Here is a 23,510-nt window from a genome sequence, read left to right as displayed (position 1 = left end):
TAAAACTAACCTTTAAAATCTTCACAATTCTATGGATGTTTCGGTTGATCTGCAATTCCGACGGGCATGCAGCACTCACCAACTGCCGGTATTCTCCATACTGACCCAAGGCTCTTTAGGCGCCAACGGCTCGCCTTTCTGCAGCAACTCTATGGAAATATTGTCTGGTGAGCGGATAAACGCCATGTAACCATCCCGGGGAGGACGGTTAATCGTAACGCCTCCAGCCTGCAGCTTCTCACAAAGCGCATATATATCATCTACCCGATAAGCCAGATGGCCAAAGTTACGGCCACCCGTGTACTCTTCCGGGTCCCAGTTATAGGTCAACTCCAGCGTGGGTGCCTTATGCTCACGCGCTTGAACTTCGTCCTTTGCCGCTGCGAGAAACACGAGCGTAAAACGCCCTTTCTCACTGTCTCTACGGTCGATCTCAACCATACCCAGCAAGTCACAAAAAAAATGCAGGGATTTCTCAAGATCCCCTACGCGGATCATCGTATGTAGGTACTGCATACTGCCTCCTTCCGTATCCTTTTGCTTCAAGCGGTGAACACTGCGCTTTGACTGGCACAGGGCTGCCGCATCTTTATTACCTCACAGTTTACGGTATTCTGGACGGATGGACGCAAACCTCAAGTCGGAACTGACTAGCCCTTACCAAACTCCAGCGATCAACCATATCGCCTGGCTGTGCCAGGCACCGCAACTGATGCATTCGCCGATCATTTTTGAGCCTGCAGAGTATCTGCCTTCGAACTATCCTGACCTGCTTAAGCTCTGGGATGAATATCCTGAAGCTTCACCTCCGTTACTGAGAGAGCCGCCACAGCGCAGACTGGGATTCTATTTCGAACGACTGTATCAGGTTTTGCTGGAAAACCTGCTCGGCTGGCCCATTCTGATGAAGAACCAACAGATACAATCTGCCGGGCACACCATCGGAGAGCTGGATTTCGTGGTGCACAACCGTGCAGAAGACCGCATTGAACACCACGAAATTGCCATCAAGTTCTATCTTGGTGTGCCAGAGCCAAACGGAACAACCCTCTGGTACGGCCCCAATGCCAGAGACCGGCTGGACATAAAAACAACCAGCCTGCTCGAACAACAAAGCAGGCGCACATGGTTGCCTGAAACCATCGCAATGCTGTCGGAATATGGCATTACAGGACCGCTGACATCACGGATTTTCATGCCGGGGTATTTGTTCTATCCCGATGCCTCGCAGGCAGTCACTCCGGATTATGTTCCCAGTGAGCATCTGCGTGGGCGGTGGATGTATGTGTCCCACGCAAAAGCATTAGACACGTCACATTGGGTTGTGCTCAACAAACCGCATTGGATTGGCGGCTGGTTTCAGCGCGAGAAGCCAGATGCTGAGCTTGCTATGGATGCTCTTAGGCGCGTAGAAGACAGAGGCATTCCACAGCTGTTTGCGGTATTGCGGGAAGATCCGCGGGTCGGCAATTGGCACGAGGTGGATCGGGTGTTTGTGGTGCCGGAAGATTGGCCATGATTTTCGTACCAATTTCAGGAAACGCCTGCCACAATAAGCCAATAATATCAGCACCATGCAGATCAAGCTTGCAAGCAAAGCAGGCCGCTAAAACACTGATAAAGGATAGGCACCATGGATGACCACAGCCAATTTAGACTGCTTTCAAAGCGCCGGTTCCTGCCGTTTTTCCTGACGCAATTTTCCGGCGCCTTCAACGACAATCTGTTTCGCAATGTCCTGCTGCTTTTAATTACCTATACCGCAGGTGGTTTGATGGGCCTGCCGATTGATGTGGCGGTTAATATTGCAGCATTCGTGTTCATTGTGCCGTTCTTTCTGTTCTCCGGTATTGCTGGTCAATTGGCGGACAAATACGAAAAGTCCCAGGTTATCCGATGGGTAAAACTGGCAGAAATTGCAATCATGGTGCTGGCCGCTGTTGGCTTGTGGCACGGATGGTATGAGGCTTTGCTACTGCTGTTATTCCTGATGGGCGTGCAATCCACCTTCTTTGGGCCGGTAAAGTACGCCCTTCTGCCCCAGGTACTCACAGACGATGAACTCGTAGGCGGCAATGCTCTGGTAGAAATGGGCACCTTCGTTGCGATTCTGGTGGGTACGCTTGCGGCGGGCTTGTTAATGGGCAGCGAGCAACCTGAGAAACTGGCTGCGATCGGTGTAGTGGTTCTCGCCGTTATTGGCTACCTGGCTGCACGAAAGGTTCCGGTGACGGGCACTACTAACCCAGATATGACCATTGGTTTCCGGCCTCTGCGAGAAACCTGGAACCTGATGCGACTGGCGGCTGAGAATTACTCGGTGCTGCTATGCATCATGGCCATTTCCTGGTTCTGGTTTCTCGGCGCCGCCTACCTCACCCAATTCCCCAGCTTCGCGCAAACAGATCTGATGGGCGACGAAACCGTTGTCACCTTGCTGCTCGCCGTATTCACCATCGGGATCGCATTGGGCTCAGTTGCCTGTGAACGGCTGTCCGGGCATCGGATAGAACTGGGCATAGTGCCCATCGGCTCGCTGGGCATCAGCCTGTTCGGGCTTGATCTGTACTTCAATATGCCCGCCAATCCGGTACCGACCGACTGGTGGATGATCATCACCGACAGCCAGCACCGGCAACTGGCCATTGATCTTCTGGGCATCGGCTTCTTTGGCGGCCTGTTTATCGTTCCGCTATATGCCTTTGTACAACAGCAAACCCCGGAACCCCAACGGGCACGTGTAATTGCGGCACTAAACGTATTCAACGCCCTATTCATGGTAGTCAGCGCTGGTATGGGTATTTTAATGCTGGGCGTGATCGGGCTGAGTATCCCGGAATTCTTTCTGGTGCTCTCCATCATGAACCTGATCGTGGCTGGCTTCGTTTATCAGCAGGTTCCTGAGTTCGCCTTGCGGTTTATCGTTTGGGTGCTATCACACACTATCTACCGGGTACGCCATGAAGGCCTTCGCCAGATTCCGGATGACGGCCCGGTGTTGCTGGTTTGTAACCACGTGACTTACATGGACGCGTTGATCATCGCTGGCGCAGTGCGCAGACCCATTCGTTTCGTGATGGACCACCAAATTTTCAAAATGCCCATTCTCGGCGGTCTGTTCAGGCTCGCCAAAACCATTCCGATCGGCCCAAGGAATAAAGTACCAGAGATTTACGATGCTGCTTTTGAGCGCATCGACGAAGAACTGGATGCGGGTAACGTGGTGTGTATATTCCCGGAAGGAAAACTGACATCTGACGGCGAAGTGGGCACCTTCAAAAACGGCGTTGAAATTATCATCCAGCGCAGGCCCGTAACGGTTGTGCCCATGGCACTTCGGGGGCTATGGGGCAGCTTTTTCAGCCACTGCGGCGGGCCGGCGCTGAGCCACCTTCCGAAACGTTTCTGGTCGCGAATCGAATTGGTGGCTGGCGAGCCGGTTTCGGCAGAAAAAGCGGCTGCTGAGATGTTGGAGCAGCGGGTTAAAGGTTTGAGGGGGAGTGGTCAGTGAGCTACTTGCCCCCTGACCTCCGAGCACCGATTCCGAGCATCATTCGAAAATGTACGTTCCGTTTTCATCCTTCTTCACATCCATAAATCCCATGTGAGGAAACAGTCGAACCTTTATTGAATACGAAAGCGCACCTCCTGAAATCGCCAACAGAACACCCACGACTGAAACAACCGGGAAATAATTGAAGAAATAGACATAGCCAGCAGCAACGCTAATACAGAGAAGAATAAATGAGGCGTACCCGGTAAAAGACATTCTGAACAGGCCGACAAAATAGAAGATCGTCAAAATGAACGTTGCAACGATTCCTTGCCAACCGAACTCTTCATCCATCGGCACCACGTTGGAGTATATCACCCAGATCCCGAAACACGCCTGAAGCAGACAGAGAGTAAGGAGGACTCGATTAAGCAGGACAGTTCGTCTCGAGGATGAGCCAGGCTCGAACGTTGCAATCTTATTAGCCAAGCGCATTTGGTTGCCCGACTGTTTTCTGAGCTGCTCGAAGATTTCATTTCGGCTAAGCCCCTGCTTCATGAGTTCTTTGATTTGATAGTCCATTGTCTACTCTCCTTGTAACATCCAATTGGCCATGCGCCAGCCAGGCCAGGTACTCAGCACAACTTCCAGACAGCCTTTCGTCAGTTTCTTCGGCGATCAGGCGGTCACCAGCCAGAGGGGGATACCCATCAACCAGAAGCGTCAACACTCTGTAACTGAACAGCACCACCGCTCAGCGCTGAACTCATGATTGCTGAAATCAAAATGAATGGAATCGCCACAAAATAAGTAGGAAATCCGGCATCACCAAATATATTGATCAGCGCTACCACGCCAACCGTTGCCGCCCCAATGGTGAGTATTAAAACCGATACTTTTGCTTTTAGCTCTGATTCGGCATCCGCTTTAATCTTTACCAGTACCCCACACTGGGAACACTCAACAGGCTCGGATTTCCCAAGCACTTCCATCTGACCCGCAGTAAGTTGATTCCTGCCATCGCAGGCTGTGCATGTAGCTTCTACACAATCACTCATTTTCACCTTCCCTGAAGTTGAGTTAATTTTTAATCTCTGTTTCCCGTATTGCTCCGTGCGTCGCCGCTGAATTCCCTCTGTCTGGCAAGACCCTCAGGCTCCCCGCCGGCCATGGTTAGTTTCCTGGCCGCAAGGTCAAGCCATTAGCGGGCTCTTTGTCTCAAATTGGCCAGGAGCCTGCTGGGCGTTTCTGGCGATATTCTTCCATCGAGATCCTGCCCAGTTGTGGCGTAAGTTTGCAAGCCCGGCTGCCCCACGGATACTGTCTTTGCCGCTGATATAATTCCCGCCACCCCTCTCCGTCTTTCCAGGAGTCCAGATCAAGGTCACGCCAGTAACGGGGGTTACGACCGGTTTGCTTATCATGTTCCGCAGTGACCGGATCCAGGTGACGAAAGGGTTCCAGACGCGGTGTATCCGGCAAGGGCTGGGTCACATCCATGTAGCGCTGAAGCATATCCCACAGGGCCAAAACTTCGTGCTTTTCCGCTTCAATGGTGCTGAAAGCGGTCTTGTTGAAGGTTTTCTGGGTGTAGCGGTGTACCAACATGAGTCGATAGAAGATACCGCCTTGCTGAACAACCCGCTCAACATAGGCATCAAACTCCACAAAAGGCGCGTCGAAAAAGCGCTTTCGGCCGAGGGCAATGCGAACCTGGCCTGTGAGGCGGTTGAATTCACTGCAACCATCTTCGAGGGTGTCGTCCAGTTTTTTATGGATGTTTTTTTCGAAAGGTTTGAGAAAAAATCCGAGTCCGGTGCTCATTAGCCAGTTGGTGGTGGGAGGGATTATCCAAAATGCAAAAAACAACCACGCGAATACCATAACCAACCCAATCATACCAACTAGCAGCCCGGGAAGATCGTACCACCCAGATAACAGGATGATTCCCCAAACAATAGAAGCCAAGCCACCAAATAGAAGCATAAAGATCCACGTAAATGGCAAGAGCAGGATTAGAAACTTAAAGCCTAGCTTGCCATTAAGAAATCGAATTTTCTGGTGATCCCACCACCAATCCTTGTCTTTGAATTCAGGATCTTTTCTTTCCTGATCCTGCAGAGTATCAATATCTTGGATAGTTCCGTGGTATGGAATAAACCCAGCGTAGATGCCAATGGGCTGCAGTTCTTCGCCTATACGGGTGCGCTTGGTCTGGCTTTGAGGCAACGGCCCTATAGCAGTTGCCCTGAAGGCCGTGCCTGCATATTCAGAGACAGCTTTTGGGGCACTCATGCGGTTACCTCGGTGAAAAACCAGTATGGCGACTTTGGCTGAGCGTATGGATCCAAGATAGCCCGCTCCTTAGGTGGTGGGTTGCTGTGCAGGGCCGAATTATATGGTTCATAATATTCATACACTGGTGCGGGAAATATGATCGGCCCTAATTCGGTATCTAAAGTAACCTGAAGTCCAACTCGAACCCGTGTCTTCACTGACTCTTGATAAAGCAAACTACGATATTCACGATCTTGAAGCTCGCGTTTTACAAGAAACCGAACAGCAGATAGATGTGGCAGTGACTGTCGAGCCACGACTTTCTTCAACGGTGTGGTTTTTACGAGTTGAGTACTGCTAACGGGCGCAATAGAGCCCGGAGCAACGATACTTGTATTTGAGGATTGATAGGCGACTTCCTGAACAACCAAGTTGAAAGGGGTCACAGGTATACCTGCGTTACACTCATACCCACGATAGAGGTTCAACCGGCTGACCAAAGGGAACTTTACTGTTACCACGTAATCATCAGATTTGGGTGTGTAACTAGGGGGAGATAATGCAGTATCCGGTTCAATATCTGCATACTTTTGCGCAGTAATCTCAATCGGTGAAAGAAGAGAAAGCAGTTGACTGTAATAGGCTTGATCGTCGTGCCCAACCATTAAGTCGTCAGGATACGTACCCCACGGACCTCGCTTGAGGAGTTTTTCGAACACATCATCTGCAACAGCAGAGGCATACAAACCACCGCCAACCACCATCGTCATGCCAAGGATTGCCCACCCCCAGCCAGGTATGGCGAGCAAAGTGCCAAAAAGTGGCTGAGCCACAAAAATCAAGCCACCTATTAATGCTATAGCGTGGCCCGTGGCGGCATCCAAATCCTGCTGTGACAAACTGATTCGCAATTCCCAGGCGCTCACAACAACATTGATAGCACCTGCAACAAAACTCGCCAAGCCTACAGTACGAACCAAGGTAGAAGCATTCAAGCTTTTTAACCTACTACCAATAAAAATCCAGTTTTTCATATCGAACAGTGGTCGAGTAGAAAATTTGTAAAGACGACGCTGGTTAGTTAAGTCGCTTCCCATCACAACGCTCAATTTAATGGACGCTGCGAAGAGATCCACGCCAGCACCCGCCAGCAACTTCGTGGTTGCTAGGGGCATGTTCCCATTACGTGAATCTTGGGCTCGACCATAATTTTGCAGTTCTATAAAAACATTAAACGCCGCCAAAACCACCAGCCCACGGGACACAGCTGGCCCATCCACAACTTTCCCGACACGCTTAGCAAAATCCACCTTCAACAGGCTAAGCTTCTGGGCTTCGGAGTGCGCATCGGGCGCAAAGAACACCATGGTTCCACCAGCTACCTTATTAACAGCTTCCTCCAAAGCATCAGCGGCTCGTGTGGGGCTGCTTGATGCAATTACCTCATCAGAACTGTCCAATAGGTCCGCATACAAATAGTCTTTTTTTCGGGTGAGCACGCCTTCTGTGTGGTCAAAATCATTTAATCCCCGGTCGAGCCCATTTCCTTTCACACCTAGAATTGAACCGCTGATAAGAGCTCCAGCCCGATCCATCACCTTAATGCTTTTCAGCTCGGGATCAGTTAACGCGAGGTTCGATGAAACGGCCTGCATAACTCTCTGCAATTCAACTTGCTGAATTTTCCCATCCTCCATCAGACGCTTACATACCGCCAATATCGCGGAACTCCACTCTGACAAAGCACCGGATACTAACCCTCCAACTTTTCCCGCATTGGAAATATCCTTAATAACGCTATCACCGCCTTCTGTTTTCTCTTGCAGCTGCTTCTCCAGATATACGAGAGACTGCGTATTCAGGCGGTTTAGCAGTGCCTCATCAATCTCGACGCTCCCATCAGCAAGCGCTCGCAAGCGTTCATAAGGAGACGGCATCTCGCCCTTCTCATCAGTTGAACTCTCAGAATCAGGTTGCGGTGACCAATCAGCTAGAAAACTTCCCCTGAGTATCCATTGTTTTAATCCGGTTAAGACCTCGACATCACTGCTTGCACCTTGAGCTTTAAGCACGCCGGGGATCTGCTGCAAGACATTGAGTTTATCCGCCACCAACAAATAGGCTTCACAGATCGCATGATCACTGCATGTCCGGTAATCTTCAAAAATTGGATCAAGCTCCCCTATCTTGATCGTGGCTATCAGGTCTTCGGCGTGCTGCTCAATGATGCGAATGGCATGATTCTTTTCAGACGTGTGCAACACTTCATCTAACTTCTGCCGGTCTATGGCTTCTGCATACTTTACCAATGATGGTTTTTTACCACCTGCTTGCGGATCAAAAACCGCCTGCCGGATCAGCATTGCAGAATGAACCATCGGGTTTTTCTGAATAGACACATCAATCGCATCAAGATAATGCAAAGCCAAATGCAACTGAGCAAGCGAATGCCGCAGCTTGAAAAGCGGGTCTGGCAAGGCAATACAAGCTAGCCCTTTCTGCCCTCTCAGGTCGGCCAGCCGGTCTTTGTCGGGATCACAGCTGATATCAAGCTCTACGGGCTGCCCACCTTCTTCCTGAGCTTCACGCAAGCGGGCGGCCAGTTTTACACAGAGCTCGGAATCCGATGGAGTTTCGAAGGCTGGCGTAAAATCTCGCGGATTTTCCAGCATTAGCTCAATGCCGAGATCCCTTGCCCGCAGCTCCGGCAAATCCTCAACCCTGGAAGCCGGAAACCCGGTCTTGAAGCTGATGCCCTCTGCGGCAGTTACAGCCCAGGCATGGCCAATGCCTGTTGTGCGGGCATTCCTGGCCTTATCGTCAGCCTCCAGTTTCTGGATATAGCTCCAGTCCCATTGCACCTCACTGTACGCCATGCGGAAGTCGTGCATAACTGCGTGGCCTTGCAGGAATACGGGGACGAGTACATCGTCGAACCATTCACCTTCCGCTGGTCGCTCAACCCTTAATTTACTATCCGGGTTATCTATTTCATTCCGGGCTGCCGTGAGATCAACATCACTCACTTTTGAATCTGGCCCGATCTCCAGCTCACGCCACAAACTGCCGCGGCGAAACACATATAAGTAGCCTGGCCGGAGCATCGCAACAGCCTTGCCTTGATAGACTGGGGCTCCATAACCTGTAGAGACAGGAAGTGCGCTTTCGATTTCTGCCAGGGGTTTAATCCTTAACAGGGTGTTCTCCTGATGGTCTTCCCGTTCAATATTCGAACGGGCATTTTTCAGAAGCGGAATAGTAATCTGCCCCCCTTCCCGCTTGTTGATTGTGAGCACCAGGTCATGGGGATTACTGTCGTCGTATTCTGCTTTACGACGAACTGAACGTTCCCTGGATTCATCCGTAAAAGTTACAGTACCTGTCACGCTTTGCCCCCTTCTGAAGAATCCTTGATAACCTCAACTGCTCCCCCGCTGTTATGCCCACCAATCACATCAACGATCAGCTTTCGATCTGTGCCCGGTAACTGATCAACCTCCATTTGGTCAGGAGAGGCATTTTTGCGTTGGCCCACCATCGCCAGTTCCGGCGGCTGTGGCATTGCCGCACCATCTATACCAAGTACTGCTGGGAGTTCCGGAGTAACGACCGCCTGCCCCGAACCACTCCCCGGCGTCCCACCCGAATTGATCTTGATCCCCGGCCCACTCAGCGTTACGCCACTGGGATCCAGCTTGATAAAGCTGCCACCGCCAGAAATGGTAATTTCGGCACCGGCATCCAAAACCACTTTGGCACCGGCTTTATGGTGAACTTCACTCCCGGCTTCGCACAGCGTCGCGCTGCCAGATTTCTGGTGCAGGGTGCCGCCGATGGTCTGGCTGCAGTCGGCTCCGATGGTTTGGCGATTTTCGCCGTCCACCGTGAGGTGGTCGTTGCTCTTTACGTGGCTGAAGCGGTCGTTCTCGACGGTCAGGTGGCTGTCGTTTTTGATGACTTCGGTACGGTTGTTTTCCGTGAGCAGATCCAGGCCTTTCTGGGCGTGGATGTAGATTTGTTCTTTGTCTGCCTCGTCCTCGAACCGCAGTTCGTTACTGCCCTCGCCCTTGTGGGTCTGGGTTTTCAGGGTGGTGCGGGTTTTGTGTTCCGGCAACGGGTAAGGCGGTGTGTTAGTCGCATGATAAGTGCGGCCGGTAATGATGGGCTGATCCGGGTCCCCGTCGAGGAAGGAGACAATGACTTCGTTGCCGATTCTGGGTAGGGCCATGAAGCCATATTGGCCGCCAGCCCAGCCCTGGCTGGCTCTTAGCCAGGCGCTACTGTGTTCGTCGTTCTTGCTGTATCTGTCCCAGGGGAAGCGTACTTTTACCCGGCCAAATTCGTCGCAGTGGATTTCTTCCCCTTCGGGGCCTGTCACCAGAGCGATTTGCGGGCCGTCCATGAGTGGGCGATGGCTAACCGTTGGCCGCCAGGTTTTGTCGGCGGGTACGGCGCTGAACGTGTTGTGGTATGACGTCGGGCCAGAACCGCCCTCCTCTTCCATGGCCTGAGGTTGTTTGCCGGTATGTGTGACGGCGGTCAACAGCCAGTCCCGATTCAGTTTGGGGTTGTCGTGCTCAATGAGTTCGGTTTTGGCACCGCAGGTGAAGTCTGCGCGGTTGCTCTCGCCGGTGGCGGTGCTGGCGTCGTTTCTGAGGGCGTCCAGCCTGGCTTCGGTAAACGGCTGGCCGCTGGCGTCGGCTTTGAAACGGCCGGGGTAATCAAAGTGCTGGTAATCCTGCCGTTGATTGGCACTGGTGGCACTGTGTTCGTGCATCAGGGCGTAGGCGGGATTTTTGAAGGTGTAGTCTTTGGTGGCTACAGACGCGGCGCGAACCCGTTCTTCGTAGCGGAAACGGAATACGGCGGATTGTTTGGTGCTTCCGCCCGCTTTGCCGTTGTATTCGGCAGTACCCAGCCTTGGTGCATCGCCGTGGTGGTCGGCAACAATCAGGCCGGGTTGTTCGCTGCCATCCACGCTGCCGTGCTGGTAGCGGTAGTGCCAACCTTCTTCGGCAGCCAGTCGCCCGATAAAGGCCAGGTCGCTTTCCCGGTGCTGTACGCAGTATTCCCGTTCCTGGGGCGCACGTTTGAGGTCAAACACTGAATCCACAATGCCCCGTTCTTCCAGCAGGGTACGCACGATGGTGTCTGTAGTTTGGGTCTGGAAGATACGGCTGTTGTGCATCAGACCCAAGCGCCACAAAGGCGGCTCGATAACAATCTCATAGCGGGTGCGGCGGTGGCCAGAATCGCCTCGAGCAAATTCGTTGACCACGCCGGTGAAGCGGCGAAGGGGTATGCCGTCCTGCCATACCACCAGATCCACTTGCTGCTCCAAAACTTCGGATGCATCTATGTCCGGGTCGGTACTGGCCAGTTCAAGGCAGCCATGAAATAGCTCGGATAGTCGTTCCGTCAGCGTGAAGCCAACAACGGAAAATAGATCAGAGGGGAGTTCGCCAACACGGGCGGTAAACTGCAGTCCGCTTGCCTGGGGCATGTCTTCTATCCCTGAAGATTGGTGTGTTATTCATGCTCATCCTGAGCCGGTGCCCGATTATACCCACCACGTTTGTGAATGTAACCCCACTGCACCGGAGCGCTTCAAGCATGAGAGCTTGACCACAACTCTATTCTGCGCCACCCTAATCTGGTTTCGTTACGCAACCTAAGTAGCAAAATAGCTACTGCATATCTCAAACTTGGCGGCGTACCCCACCACAGCAAGGAGAAACACCATGAGCCAATACCAAAATCGCGCCATTGTGCTGAAGCAGCGTCCCAACGGCGAAATTCAGGAGGGCGATCTGGCAATAGAAGAGCGCCCAGTGCGTATGCCCGAAGAGGGCGAAGTGGTTGCACAGGTGCTATGGCTTTCGCTGGACCCGTACATGCGCCCACGTATGAACGATGCGAAAGGCTATATGGATCCCATTGCGATAGACGACCCCATTGTGGGCGAAAGCGTGGCGCGGATTGTTGAGTCCCGGTCAGACAAGCTCAAAGTAGGTGATGTGATTACCTGCTATTCCGGCTGGCAGGAATATGTCACCTTCCCTGCAGATGCGCCGATGGTGTACAAAATCGATCAAAAAGAAGGCGTTCCACTGCAAACCTATCTCGGTGTGGCAGGCATGCCAGGCCGTACTGGCTACTGCGGCTTAACCTACTTGGGCAAGCCAAAATCCGGCGAAACGGTGGTAGTTTCCGCAGCTTCCGGCCCGGTAGGAACAGTGGTTGGCCAAACTGCAAAACTTGCGGGCTGCCGCGTGGTGGGTGTGGCAGGTGGGCCAGAGAAGTGCAGCTATGTGGTAGACGAGTTGGGCTTTGATGCCTGCGTGGACTACAAAGCAGGCAATCTGGAAGCCGATTTGAAAGCCGCCTGCCCAAACGGTATCGATATTTATTATGAAAACGTAGGTGGTGACGTAACCAGAGCCGTTGCGCCGCTGTTGAACCAAGGTGCGCGGGTGCCCATTTGCGGTTTCGTATCGGCTTACAACGCCAAGAGCACCGATAAGGTAGAAACGCCGTTTGATATTCTCAAGCGCCTCGACCCGGTTCCAGAGCACCGTTTCTTCCTGGTAACCGAGTGGCAGGATCAGCACCAGGAAATTACCGATATCCTCACCAGCCGCATTGCCGCAGGCCAGCTGAAGTACCGCGAAACGGTTGCTGAAGGCCTCGAAAACGCCGTTGAGGCCTTCAAAGGCATGCTGAAGGGTAAGAACTTCGGCAAGCAGCTGGTGCACATCGCCGATTAAAGTCACTGGCGCTTAACACCGGGAGGGCTACTCTCCTATTTGTAGGAGCACCTTCCCGGTGTTTTTGTTGGCTTCCACGTGGGCCATGGCGCTTTCAACCTGCTCAATGGGCCAGGCACTGTCGATCACAGGTTCAATCTGCCCGGCAACCAGCAATGGCCAAACATGGCGATACAAATCCTGCATTACTCGCTCCTTATCCGCGACTGAACGGGAACGCAGGGTCGAGCCGATCAGCTTGTGGCGTTTCATCAGCATGAGGCCCAGGTCGACGTCCGCAAAGCGCCCTCCCAGAAGACCGATCAGAACAATTCGGCCATCGGCACTCAGAACCTTCTGATCGTCCTTAATGTAGCCACCACCAACCGGGTCCAACACCATATCTACGCCGCCCCAGCTTTTCACCGCATCCACAAACGATCCGTTCTTGCGGTTCCAGGTGCCCGTTGCACCCAGCTTGCGGCACACTTCCAGCTTGTCGTCGTCACCTGCAGTGGCAAATACCGGATTACCAAACGCTGTGGCTATCTGAATAACCGTAGTACCCAGGCCACTTCCTGCCGCGTGCAGCAACACACGCTCACCGGGCCTAAGGTCGGCTTCCTGATATAGATTCAACCAAGCTGTCGCAAACACTTCCGGAAGCGCTGCGGCTTTTTGCAACGAATACCCCTTGGGTATGGGCAACACCTGAGCAGCAGGAACCACAACCTTGGTTGCGTAGCCTCCCCCGGTCAGAAGCGCGCACACTTCATCGCCCACTCCAAAGCCCGTTACGGCTTCGCCGATGGCTGCAATACGGCCGCTGACTTCCAACCCGAGAATTTCCGATGCTCCGGGAGGTGGAGGATAAACGCCCGCTCGCTGAGACAAATCAGCCCGGTTAACGGCCGTCCAGACAACATCGATTTCTACGTGGTTTGCAGGCAGCTCTTCGGAGCTCGCATAGTCTTCCCACACCAGGGAATCACCGACTATCTTGATTGCTTTCATCATGTATCGAATCTCGGCACTCTTGGGTGTCCAGCTATTGAATATCCAGCTATGAATCGCGTCTCTTGTCAGGATACCCCATGTGGATGGGTGGTTCGACTTTGAAGCTAAGGGAATGAGATTCCGATACGTCTATCACCACATCCGCCCTCGCGGGCATTTCCGCAAGGGATGCTCGGGTTATCCGTTCATAGTGCATAATAAACCGTGCAACTTCATCACTGCTCATTACCCGCAACGGTCGCGACTTGTCAGCAGAAACAGCTGCGGTTCTGATTCGCTCTGCCAGCTTGTTTTCCTGTAAGGTGCGCCATTCCAGAACGCTTTCCATGGAAGGCGCTTTAAGCATAATCAGGCTATCCAGCTGACTGAAGAACTCCTTATAAGTGGTGCTCAGGCATTGGTTCACGTAGTCGCGCCATACTCCTTCCGTGTCTTCTTGCGCTTCTAATAGATTCACCGGAGCTATAAGTGCCTCCGTGCTTTGTGCGGGGGCACCCACGCACCAGCCTTCCAGCAAGATGACAGCCGGTCTGCCTTTGAATACTGGCCAATCATCTGCTGGTGCCCTGTCATCTATTGATTTATCGAACGCAGGGATGGCCGTTTCATCCCCCGGTTGGGCTGAGCGGAGCTGATCTATCACCCGCTGGCCAAGCTCAATATCGTGTGTACCCGGCACCCCACGGGTCAGGAGCAATGGGTGCACTTGCTCGGCAAGCTCCCGGCGCTCTGCTCTGGTAAGGTAGATGTCATCAAGAGAGAAGCTGGCTGTAGGGCAGCTCCAGTGTTTTGAGAGCAGCTCCCTCATGAACAGCGCGAGGGTAGATTTGCCCGTTCCCTGCGCACCATGAATGCCTACAACAAGCGTTCGTTGCGCCGACTTATGGAGCTGCGAGACATAATGCACCAGGGGCACAATGATCTGCTGCACCGTGTTGGCGTAGCTTTTGGGTAGACCTTCCTGGTCTATTAACGTGGCGATGGTATTTTCGAGCGCATTCACAAGCAGAACTGATTCCCGGTGTTAGTTGGTAGTTTGCAAGTATTCTTATCGATTTGGAGTATAGGCCTTTTATGAGCAGCAATAGTTTTCGTGTAGAGCATCGCTACCTGGGACTCCCAGACAGCTTCTACACCCGCGTTCAGCCCACTCCACTCAAAGACGCAAAAATGGCGTGCTTCAACCACAAGCTGGCGCAGGAAATGGGCTTCCACGTTTCCAACGAAGCCGACTGGGCAAACATCGGTGGCGGTGCCGAGCTGCTTGAAGGCATGGACCCGGTGGCTATGAAATATACCGGCCACCAGTTTGGCACGTACAATCCGGAACTGGGCGATGGCCGCGGCCTGCTGTTATGGGAAACCGTCGGGCCCGATAACCGCCGATGGGACTGGCATCTGAAAGGCGCAGGGACAACTCCCTACTCCCGCTTTGGCGATGGCCGAGCGGTTTTGCGCTCGACCATTCGCGAATACCTGTGCAGCGAAGCCATGCATGGGCTTGGAATCCCAACCACCCGCGCCCTGTTTATGGTCAGCGCCCGGGACCCGATTCGCAGAGAATCCATCGAAACCGCTGCCGCACTGGTGCGAGTCGCCCAGACCCACATACGGTTTGGCCACTTCGAGTTTGCGGCCCACCACGAAGGCCCAGAAGCGGTAAAAACCCTTTTGGAACACGTCATATCACTGCACTTCCCACACCTGATTCAATTACCCGAGGAAGAACGCCATGCACGCTGGTTTGAAGAAGTGGTGGAGCGTACTGCAAGGCTAATCGCAGACTGGCAAGCAATAGGCTTCTGCCATGGCGTGATGAACAGCGACAACATGTCGATTATTGGCGACACCTTCGATTACGGGCCCTTCGCTTTTCTGGACGATTTTGATGCTGGCTACATCAGCAATCACACGGACCAGGGCGGCCGCTACGCCTTTAACCGCCAGCCTCAGGTAGGCTTTGCCAACTGCCAGTACCTTGCCAACGCCCTCTTGCCAGTAATGGACGAGGACACCATCCGCAAAGGATTACAGCGGTATGAAGCCGCCTACAACGGGCGCTTCCTGCAGAACATGCGGGACAAGCTTGGTCTGGTGCAGGAGGACGAAAACGATCTCAGCCTGGTAATGGACACCTTCAGCATGCTCAACGAACACCATGTCGACTACACGGCTTTCTTCCGCGCACTGTCCAACCTTTATGACCACGGCCATGCGCCCTTACGGAATTTGTTTGTGGATCGCCAGGTGGCGGATGAGTGGCTTGCACGTTATGAGAAACGACTTGAGAAAGAAACCCGCGCACGGGATGAACGGGATTTCGAGATGCGCAGAGTGAATCCAAAATACATTTTGCGAAACTATCTGGCTCAAAAAGTGATTCTGGAGGCTCAGAATGGTGATTTTGAACCCATGAAGGCATTGCTCAAGGTTCTGGAAAAGCCGTTCGACGAACAGCCGGGCTATGAAAAGTACGCTGCGCTGCCGCCAGACTGGGGCAAGCACATAAACATCAGTTGTTCGAGTTAACGGCGAGGAAACAGGAAGGGAGAACCGAGGGCCAGATGTTGCAACCTGACCCTCGGCTTTATAACTCAGCTAACTAGCTTCAGACGGATTTCGCAGCAATAATCTTCTCTTGCCACTCCACCGGGCCAGTCTGGTGAACCGACGTACCCTTGGAATCCACCGCCACGGTTACCGGCATGTCTTCCACATCAAACTCATAAATGGCTTCCATACCCAACTCAGGGAAGGCAACCACCTCGGCGTGCTTGATGGCCTTGGAAACCAGGTAAGCAGAGCCACCCACAGCCATCAGGTACACCGCGCCAAATTCTTTAATGGCGTCGATAGCTACCTGGCCACGCTCGGCTTTACCAATCATGCCGGTGAGACCGGTCTTCTCCAGCATGGTGTGAGTAAACTTATCCATACGAGTAGCCGTAGTGGGGCCTGCAGGACCAACCACTTCTTCACGTACAGGATCAACCGGGCCCACGTAATAGATGAAGCGGCCTTTCAGATCCACCGGCAGCTCTTCGCCAGCGTTGATCATATCCACCATCTTTTTGTGGGCTGCGTCGCGACCGGTCAGCATCTTGCCAGACAACAGAACGGTTTCACCCGGCTGCCACTCTTTTACTTCTTCCGGCGTGATGGTGTTCAGATTCACCCGGCGCACGCCCTCACCCACTTCCCAGGTGATTTCGGGCCAGTCTTCCAGGCTCGGCGGTGTTTGCAGAGCCGGGCCAGTGCCATCCAGAGTGAAGTGCGCGTGGCGCGTAGCCGCACAGTTCGGAATAATCGCAACCGGCTTGTTTGCTGCGTGGGTTGGGTAATCTTTAACCTTCACATCCAACACGGTTGTCAGGCCACCCAGGCCCTGGGCACCAATACCAAGGTCGTTCACCTTGTCGAACAGCTCCAGGCGCAGTTCCTCAGCGCGATTGGACGCACCACGTGCCTGCAGATCGTGAATATCGATGGGGTCCAGCAGTGATTCCTTTGCCAGCTGCATGGCCTTCTCAGCCGTACCACCAATGCCTATGCCCAACATTCCAGGCGGACACCAACCGGCACCCATTTGCGGCACCATCTTAAGAACCCAATCCACCACGGAATCGGACGGATTCAGCATGGCAAATTTGGACTTGGCTTCAGAACCGCCACCCTTGGCTGCCACGTGGATTTCAACCGTGTTACCCGGCACCATTTTGCAGTGAATAATTGCTGGGGTGTTGTCGCCAGTGTTCTCACGCTTGCCATCCGGATCCGCAAGAATCGACGCACGCAGTACGTTGTCCGGATTGGCATAGGCGCGGCGCACGCCTTCGTTGATTACATCGTCCAGTGGCATCTCGCAGTCCCACTGAACATTCATGCCGATATTGACGAACACGGTCACAATGCCGGTGTCCTGGCACAGCGGGCGATGCCCCTGAGCACACATGCGCGAGTTAATCAGAATTTGCGCCATGGCATCCTTGGCCGCCTGGGACTCCTCCTTCTGGTAAGCCTCATGCACCGCGTCAATAAAATCTTTCGGGTGATAGTAAGAAATGAACTGCAGCGCGTCCGCTACGCTTTCAATCAGGTCATCCTGGCGGATTACGGTGGTCATAGGCGCCTCATCAGGTTGGTATCGTTATGATCGGATCGTCAAAAAACAGGAGGCATAGTTTACCAGAAATTCGCGAGCGCGAGGGATTGGGCAAAAGGCAAAGCCTTTTATCTTAACAATCACCTGAAAAAAGGTATCATCCTAACCAAATGACAAAAACCACTTCAGGAAGCACCCCAGGAGAGACAGTGACAGACTTTGTTCAATCCGAAATCAACAACAAGATTTTGACTGTTCGCATTAACCGCCCGGAGCGCAAAAACGCTCTTACTCACGCCATGTACACGACACTGGGCGATGCGCTTGAGCAAGCCGAATCCGATGACGGCATTCGCTGCGTACTATTTACTGGCAGTGAAGACTGTTTTACCGCCGGCAACGACCTCAGTGATTTCGCCAGCGGATTGAAAGGCAGCTTCAGAGAAACGCCTGTAGGCCGGTTCCTGATGTTGCTGGCCAAAGCCACAAAGCCAGTCGTGGCATCTGTAAATGGCCCAGCCGTAGGCATTGGCACCACTATGCTTTTGCATTGCGATTTCGTCTTCGCAGGCACTAACGCTCGCTTCCAGATGCCCTTTGCAAACCTGGGCCTGTGCCCTGAGGGTGGCTCAAGCCTTTTACTTCCTTCCTGGGTCGGCCGGGTACGGGCAGCCGAGCTATTGATGCTGGGCGGAGCCTTCACCGCGGAAGACGCCTATCGGCTGGGACTGATTAATAGAGTGTGCGATCCCTCCGACACCGAGAAAGCCGCGCTGGAAACTTGTGAAAAGCTCGTCAACCAGGCACCAGCTGCCATTCGGGCAACGAAAATGCTTCTCAACAAGCCCATCCAACAGGAACTTGAGGCAACCATGCTGGCCGAAGGTGAACTGTTTTCAGCTCGCCTGAAATCACCAGAAGCTGCAGAAGCCTTCGGAGCCTTCATGCAAAAGCGCAAACCGGATTTCTCACGTTTTAAATAATCCTCTCGCCCGCCAGTTGTCTTGCTCTGGCGGGCATTTGCTACATTTTGTAAAAACCCCCGGATATCGTCAGCTTGGGCTCGACAAACGTCGTACAGCCATCTATTTTTCATAAAGGCCAAGTTTCCTTCCAAGGAGAGTTTAAAGAGGTTGTGCGAGGAGGATTCAAACAGCAAGAATCACACTTTTGGCTGATCAACACGCGCTTTAGTGTCGCTATAGTCATAGATATAGAAATTGGCTTAAAGCGCTGGCTACAATTTCAGACAACCGTTTATGCAGAACAGGCCACTGACATCGGGTTTACCGCTTCAGACCGGCCCCGTTAGTTGCCGAACATAACGATACAACAACAGGAAAAGGTTCCACCCATGTTCAAGAAAACTCTAATAAGTCTTGCCGTGGCGTCTTCCCTTGGGCTAACAGGCTGCCTTAGTGGCGGTGACGAAGGGGCGAATGCTAATCCGGATTATCCGATCAGTCAGGATACATTCACGACTGAGTTCATGGCTCAGTTTGAAGGAAAAACCTGGCCGGTTTTTGACCCATACCCTTCCGCCTCAGCTCTACCAATTCCTAACGACTTGATATATGACTCTGAAGCTGGCGATGGCTCGTTCTCTGTTGCTGATAGCAAGCCTCCTGTTACTACTGCCCTGAACGGGCTTAGCGGTGCTTCGACAGTCGCTCCAATTGACATCAAATTTTCTGGCGCGATTTCAAACGTAAAAGGCCCGTCGTCTAACCCTGCAGAGGCTGTTCAACAAAACGTTTTCCTAATAGAGCTGGATTATGCAAGCGGTGATCCACTTCGCGGGTTAAGCGCATCTGAACTCCCCTCCGCAGGAGCTCCATTTAACAATTTCTTTGTCGAACCTAAAGACTTCAACGGTGAATCTTTCCTGCGCATCACTCCGGTAGAGCCGCTAAAACCAAACAGAAGATATGTTGTCATTCTTACCAATGAAATAGAGGACGCTTCCGGTGAACCTATTGTCTCATCGCCCGCCTACACGCGACTGAAAGATGACACAATTGTCCTAGGGCCAAGCGTGGATAGAGTTCGATCGTTGATCAACAGTTTTTGGGAGAAAGTGGCTGAAGACGCACTATCAACAACCATTCCTGCCTTTGGTGTATCACTAAATCAAGCCAGGGCTGCCAATAACCTTCCAGAACTTTCTCGCGACAACCTTGCATTGACATACAGTTTCACTACCTCTAATGACAAGAAGGTACTGCAGTACATCGCCAACCCAGCTCAATGGATTGAAGATCAACTCCGGCTGTCGGTTACAACTACTGCAGCGAAAAAAGCACGCGGTGCGCACTTCTTGCTATTGAATGAGGCCGGTGTGAAAAGCGCACCAGTCATGACAGCAGGCACCTGGGATATCAATAAAGACGGCTTCGTGAAGAAAGACGACTTCCAGCCTTTCTACGACATATACAAAGCTCAGATGCCTGCAATTCTTGGCGGATTTGGCAGCGCTGAAATTGTCGCAGCTGTAAATGGAGCTTTAGCGACCTTTAAACCTAGCAGCGTAGACCCTGACTTGGGATCATGTGATGAAACTCCATTTATAGTTAGCCCCCCTCCAACTTATTTAGCGGTTGATGACAAGTTCGAATGCGTTGGCGTTCTGCTGAAAGGCGGGCTTGCCGCCAAAGGCCTTACGTTCCCAGAGCCAAAAAAGTCTGATATCGCGATCGATTTCGGCACGGCCAAACCAGCGCAAGCAGTATCAGCAATACTCAGCAGCATTCCTGGTTCTGCAAATGTTAAGGTCGCTCAAGGCACAATCAAACTTCCCTACTACTTGGAAGCGCCAACTTCAGCTGATGGAAGCCCAATTAACACTGGCTTCTGGAAAGCAGATACGCAGCTTGCTGCCGCTCTAAATACAGCCTTTAAAGATGCAGGGCTAGTTATCCCCCAAGGCGCTGGCAAGAGTGAGGTGCTTAACGCCAACTTCCCGTTCCCGAAAAAGCATGCGGATGTAGAAGTTCCAATGCTGGTAATGTACCCGGCTACTGTTGGTGGAGGTACTGTGGTAGTAGACCCAACAGTCGAAGCACTTAACCTTCCGGTTGTCATTTTCCAGCACGGCATCACTACCGATCGTAGTGCAGCGCTGGCATTCGGTAGCGTTCTTGCAGCTCAAGGTGTTGCGGTTATTGCAATCGACCAGCCACTTCATGGCGTAGGGCCCTTCAGCAATGCCGAGCAAGAAGATCTTGCTGAAACTTTACTAAAAGCTGCAAACAAGTACTCAGCCGAAAACGTCACTGCAGTGATTAATGGAACATTTAAGTACGGCGCAGTGCTTCAAATCCAGCAGGCCTTGGACGCAGCCCCGACATCTACCCCTCCCAGCCTGGGCATATCGGATCCAAATAATTTGGATCAGTTAAATGGAGCCATTGAAACTGTCCTAAGCGGTGTTCTTGATGCTCAAGCACCAACTGCAAAACCCTCTTTACTGGCAGCTATCAGTCTAGAGAGTACAGTAGCAAATGCGGGAAGCACGATCCCAGGGCTTGCCCCTACATCCACTGCGCAAGGTATAGCAACAAACGGCGCTACAGAACGGCACTTTGGCTTCGGAAAAAATGATTTCAATCAAATCATTAAAATGAACTTTAATGCCGATGCAGCCGCTGGTGCTTCTGGAGATCTGTTCATCAACCTGACCAACTTCCTTGGCTCTCGCGACAACCTGCGCCAAGGTAGTGTTGATCTGATGACGGTCCGCGCTTCAATCGGTGATATTGCTCCCGCATTTGATGAAAGCAACGTTTACTTCGTTGGTCACTCTCTCGGCACCATTAATGGGGCTGCTTTCGTAGCATCCACAAATGCCGCCGCTGAGGGCAATGCTGGCCGGAAGGATTTGAAGGTCAAAGCTGCGAATCTTCTTACCCCAACAGGCGGTGTTGTCCGGATGCTTGAGAACTCTCCTGCCTTCGGCCCTACAATTATTGCAGGCTTGACAGCTCAGACCGGTCTTACACAGAACGATTCAGGGCTTCAAACCTACTTCAATGTGCTGCAGCATGCCATCGACTCTGTAGATCCTGTGAACTTCACTGACGATCTTCAAAACGTAGTGTTCTCTCAGATTAATAATGACAACACAACGATTAACGATGGTATGAACAACCTTGACGGGATTTTCCCAGGCAAGCTTGGCGGCCAAGTTATTCAAGTAGAGATGCACTCCTCAATGTCACCGCTGTCTGGATCTGAACCGTTAGATCTGCTCACTGGTGCTCAAGATGTGCTGTCCACTGCTACAACGCCGGTGACGCTACCTGCCTTCGTTCGCTACAACGAATTGGCCCAGCACTCAACACCCGTGCTTCCGAGAGCTCGTAAAGATGCGAACGGTGATGATGTAGCCGGGTCCGAGGCAATTGCTAAAGCCACCTTTGGTCAAATGGCGGCTCAGACGCTCAGCTTGGTAGGAACAGGCGGCACTGCGGTTGTTGTTGATACTGGGGATGCCACAGCAACACCTCCGCGCCCCGATACGTCAGTATCAATTGTTAACCCAACACCAACACCCTAAGAGTTCAGGGTTGAAATTAAATGCCTCGGCCTAGCCGAGGCATTTTTCTTTCCGCCTGCCTCAAGTCCAAACAACCCAGATACGACTAAGTCGATTAAGCAAAGTAGGACACTTCATTTGCTGTGAACAGCAGGTAGCCCAAGCTACGCACTTCTGCTACGAAGAACTCAGGGCAGACAGCAACTCGTTCACATAAATTTATCGTCATCAGAGCCCAGCGGCTTTCCTATACTCCTTGCTGCTTGCACCTTAGTCTTCTCAAACTTAATCGGAAACCCAATCTGCCGCTGCAGTGTGCCATCGCCCCGATCAACGCCAATCACCATATCCCTGGCTTTTAACTGAGGATGTTCAGCCGCCTCAGCAATACTCAACACTGGCTCCACACAAGCATCCACATCGGCAAAAATGGCCTGCCATTGCTCCAGCGTTTTCTGCAGAATCTTTTCACTCAGTGCAGCTTTAAACTTTACCTGGTGCTCCGGGTTCTGGCTCAGGGCAAAGCTTTTCATCTCTGCCAGCTCAAGAATGTCGCACAGCCTTGCAGAGAACTGTGGCTCCAGGCTTCCAACAGATAGCCAGCGGCCGTCCTGGGTTTTGTAGTAATCATAGAAAGAGCCACCGTTGAGCATGGCGCCCTCGGGCTTCTGCTCCTGGCCGCCAGCCAGGTTAGCGGCACCGGCCATGCCGTTGAGTGCGAAGGCGGCGTCGGTCATGCTGATATCAACAAACTGCCCTTCTCCGGTTTGCTGGCGATGGATCACTGCGGCGAGTATGCCCATCACTGCGTGGTGAGAGCCGCCAGCCACGTCGGCAATCTGGATACCCATAGGTGGGGGGCCGCCTTCTTCGCGGCCGCAATGGCTGCTCACGCCGGCTATGGAGAGGTAATTTATGTCGTGCCCTGCCCGGTCTTTATATGGGCCAGTCTGGCCGTAGCCGGTGATGGCGCAGTATATAAGCTTGGGATTGATGGCTTTCAGGGTTTCGTAACCAATACCCAACCGGTCCATAACGCCGGGGCGGAACTGTTCGATCACTATGTCGTAATCCTTCACCAGTTCCAGAATCTTTTCTTTGCTGCCTTCTTTTTTCAGGTTGAGCGCCAGTGACTGTTTGCCCCGATTTAGAAATGCGTGGGCGGTGCTTACGCCCGCATCGTGGGGCGGCATCACTCGCGTAAGATCAACCCTGTCTGGCGCTTCTACTCTCAATACTTCTGCGCCCATGTCTGCTAAAAGCATGGTGGCGTATGGCCCGGGCAGCAGCGTGCTGAAGTCCAGAATTTTCATCGAGGTCAACGGACCTGCCATAGTGTTC

16 protein-coding genes are annotated in these 23,510 nt (G+C 52.6%); 6 read left to right on the top strand and 10 right to left on the bottom strand.

Going from position 1 to position 23,510, the window contains the following annotated elements; genetic code table 11:
* Positions 1-75 precede the first annotated feature (75 nt).
* The gene (gene gloA, locus FE848_RS13290) at positions 76-516 is read right to left on the bottom strand and encodes a lactoylglutathione lyase (protein WP_200203855.1); all 441 of its coding nucleotides are present in this window, start codon (positions 514-516) and stop codon (positions 76-78) included.
* 106 nt (positions 517-622) lie between these two features.
* On the opposite strand from gloA, the gene FE848_RS13285 reads away from it, so the two are divergent.
* Positions 623-1,519 (top strand): DUF1853 family protein, encoded by an 897-nt coding sequence (locus FE848_RS13285; protein WP_200203853.1) that lies wholly within the window; start codon positions 623-625, stop codon positions 1,517-1,519.
* 114 nt (positions 1,520-1,633) lie between these two features.
* Positions 1,634-3,511, top strand: a complete 1,878-nt coding sequence (locus FE848_RS13280) for an MFS transporter (protein ID WP_200203851.1) — start codon at positions 1,634-1,636, stop codon at positions 3,509-3,511.
* Positions 3,512-3,550: 39 nt separating this feature from the next.
* Here the strand turns inward: FE848_RS13280 and FE848_RS13275 are convergent, their stop codons facing one another.
* The 5 genes from FE848_RS13275 to FE848_RS13255 form a co-directional block, all read right to left on the bottom strand.
* Positions 3,551-4,075: a hypothetical protein gene (locus FE848_RS13275; RefSeq protein ID WP_200203841.1), complete on the bottom strand. Its 525-nt coding sequence runs from the start codon at positions 4,073-4,075 to the stop codon at positions 3,551-3,553.
* Positions 4,076-4,203: 128 nt separating this feature from the next.
* Positions 4,204-4,485, bottom strand: a complete 282-nt coding sequence (locus FE848_RS13270) for a hypothetical protein (protein WP_200203839.1) — start codon at positions 4,483-4,485, stop codon at positions 4,204-4,206.
* 226 nt (positions 4,486-4,711) lie between these two features.
* Positions 4,712-5,788, bottom strand: a complete 1,077-nt coding sequence (locus tag FE848_RS13265; protein WP_200203837.1) for a hypothetical protein — start codon at positions 5,786-5,788, stop codon at positions 4,712-4,714.
* Complete coding sequence (locus tag FE848_RS13260) at positions 5,785-9,156, bottom strand: toxin VasX (RefSeq protein WP_200203835.1); 3,372 nt, start codon at positions 9,154-9,156, stop codon at positions 5,785-5,787. The genes FE848_RS13265 and FE848_RS13260 overlap by 4 nt, the downstream gene beginning before the upstream one ends.
* Positions 9,153-11,273: a type VI secretion system Vgr family protein gene (locus FE848_RS13255; RefSeq protein WP_200203832.1), complete on the bottom strand. Its 2,121-nt coding sequence runs from the start codon at positions 11,271-11,273 to the stop codon at positions 9,153-9,155. The genes FE848_RS13260 and FE848_RS13255 overlap by 4 nt, the downstream gene beginning before the upstream one ends.
* A 238-nt stretch (positions 11,274-11,511) precedes the next feature.
* Between FE848_RS13255 and FE848_RS13250 the strand changes: the two genes are divergently transcribed.
* Positions 11,512-12,537, top strand: coding sequence for an NADP-dependent oxidoreductase (locus FE848_RS13250; RefSeq protein ID WP_200203823.1), 1,026 nt, complete (start codon positions 11,512-11,514; stop codon positions 12,535-12,537).
* A 27-nt stretch (positions 12,538-12,564) separates the two neighbouring features.
* Here the strand turns inward: FE848_RS13250 and FE848_RS13245 are convergent, their stop codons facing one another.
* Positions 12,565-13,533 carry an NAD(P)H-quinone oxidoreductase gene (locus tag FE848_RS13245; protein ID WP_200203821.1) on the bottom strand — a complete coding sequence of 323 codons (969 nt, stop codon included), beginning with the start codon at positions 13,531-13,533 and terminating at the stop codon, positions 12,565-12,567.
* Positions 13,534-13,579: 46 nt separating this feature from the next.
* Complete coding sequence (locus FE848_RS13240; RefSeq protein ID WP_227715344.1) at positions 13,580-14,536, bottom strand: hypothetical protein; 957 nt, start codon at positions 14,534-14,536, stop codon at positions 13,580-13,582.
* A 71-nt stretch (positions 14,537-14,607) separates the two neighbouring features.
* Between FE848_RS13240 and FE848_RS13235 the strand changes: the two genes are divergently transcribed.
* Positions 14,608-16,062, top strand: a complete 1,455-nt coding sequence (locus tag FE848_RS13235) for a protein adenylyltransferase SelO (protein WP_200203819.1) — start codon at positions 14,608-14,610, stop codon at positions 16,060-16,062.
* 79 nt (positions 16,063-16,141) lie between these two features.
* On the opposite strand, the gene FE848_RS13230 is transcribed toward FE848_RS13235, so the two are convergent.
* The gene (locus FE848_RS13230; RefSeq protein WP_200203817.1) at positions 16,142-17,656 is read right to left on the bottom strand and encodes a fumarate hydratase; all 1,515 of its coding nucleotides are present in this window, start codon (positions 17,654-17,656) and stop codon (positions 16,142-16,144) included.
* Between the two features lie 188 nt (positions 17,657-17,844).
* Here FE848_RS13230 and FE848_RS13225 point away from each other — a divergent pair, with 188 nt between their 5' ends.
* On the top strand, positions 17,845-18,618 hold the full coding sequence (locus FE848_RS13225; protein ID WP_200203815.1) for an enoyl-CoA hydratase: 774 nt from the start codon (positions 17,845-17,847) through the stop codon (positions 18,616-18,618).
* 371 nt (positions 18,619-18,989) lie between these two features.
* Complete coding sequence (locus FE848_RS13220) at positions 18,990-22,190, top strand: hypothetical protein (RefSeq protein ID WP_200203813.1); 3,201 nt, start codon at positions 18,990-18,992, stop codon at positions 22,188-22,190.
* Between the two features lie 188 nt (positions 22,191-22,378).
* On the opposite strand, the gene FE848_RS13215 is transcribed toward FE848_RS13220, so the two are convergent.
* Positions 22,379-23,503, bottom strand: coding sequence for a CaiB/BaiF CoA transferase family protein (locus FE848_RS13215; RefSeq protein ID WP_200203811.1), 1,125 nt, complete (start codon positions 23,501-23,503; stop codon positions 22,379-22,381).
* Positions 23,504-23,510 lie beyond the last annotated feature (7 nt).

The organism is Marinobacter sp. 1-3A, assembly GCF_016597775.1.
GTDB classification, from domain to species: domain Bacteria; phylum Pseudomonadota; class Gammaproteobacteria; order Pseudomonadales; family Oleiphilaceae; genus Marinobacter; species Marinobacter xiaoshiensis.
This window is presented reverse-complemented; position numbering and strand designations above follow the sequence as displayed.

What these genes read in the sequence shown, in the direction of transcription:
- FE848_RS13285 (WP_200203853.1), top strand. Translation starts at nt 623, where the DNA reads ATGGACGCAAACCTCAAGTCGGAACTGACTAGCCCTTACCAAACTCCA.
- FE848_RS13270 (WP_200203839.1), bottom strand. Translation starts at nt 4,485, where the DNA reads ATGGAAGTGCTTGGGAAATCCGAGCCTGTTGAGTGTTCCCAGTGTGGG.
- FE848_RS13230 (WP_200203817.1), bottom strand. Translation starts at nt 17,656, where the DNA reads ATGACCACCGTAATCCGCCAGGATGACCTGATTGAAAGCGTAGCGGAC.
- gloA (WP_200203855.1), bottom strand. Translation starts at nt 516, where the DNA reads ATGCAGTACCTACATACGATGATCCGCGTAGGGGATCTTGAGAAATCC.
- FE848_RS13275 (WP_200203841.1), bottom strand. Translation starts at nt 4,075, where the DNA reads ATGGACTATCAAATCAAAGAACTCATGAAGCAGGGGCTTAGCCGAAAT.
- FE848_RS13220 (WP_200203813.1), top strand. Translation starts at nt 18,990, where the DNA reads ATGTTCAAGAAAACTCTAATAAGTCTTGCCGTGGCGTCTTCCCTTGGG.
- FE848_RS13235 (WP_200203819.1), top strand. Translation starts at nt 14,608, where the DNA reads ATGAGCAGCAATAGTTTTCGTGTAGAGCATCGCTACCTGGGACTCCCA.
- FE848_RS13280 (WP_200203851.1), top strand. Translation starts at nt 1,634, where the DNA reads ATGGATGACCACAGCCAATTTAGACTGCTTTCAAAGCGCCGGTTCCTG.
- FE848_RS13245 (WP_200203821.1), bottom strand. Translation starts at nt 13,533, where the DNA reads ATGATGAAAGCAATCAAGATAGTCGGTGATTCCCTGGTGTGGGAAGAC.
- FE848_RS13255 (WP_200203832.1), bottom strand. Translation starts at nt 11,273, where the DNA reads ATGCCCCAGGCAAGCGGACTGCAGTTTACCGCCCGTGTTGGCGAACTC.
- FE848_RS13215 (WP_200203811.1), bottom strand. Translation starts at nt 23,503, where the DNA reads ATGGCAGGTCCGTTGACCTCGATGAAAATTCTGGACTTCAGCACGCTG.
- FE848_RS13250 (WP_200203823.1), top strand. Translation starts at nt 11,512, where the DNA reads ATGAGCCAATACCAAAATCGCGCCATTGTGCTGAAGCAGCGTCCCAAC.
- FE848_RS13265 (WP_200203837.1), bottom strand. Translation starts at nt 5,788, where the DNA reads ATGAGTGCCCCAAAAGCTGTCTCTGAATATGCAGGCACGGCCTTCAGG.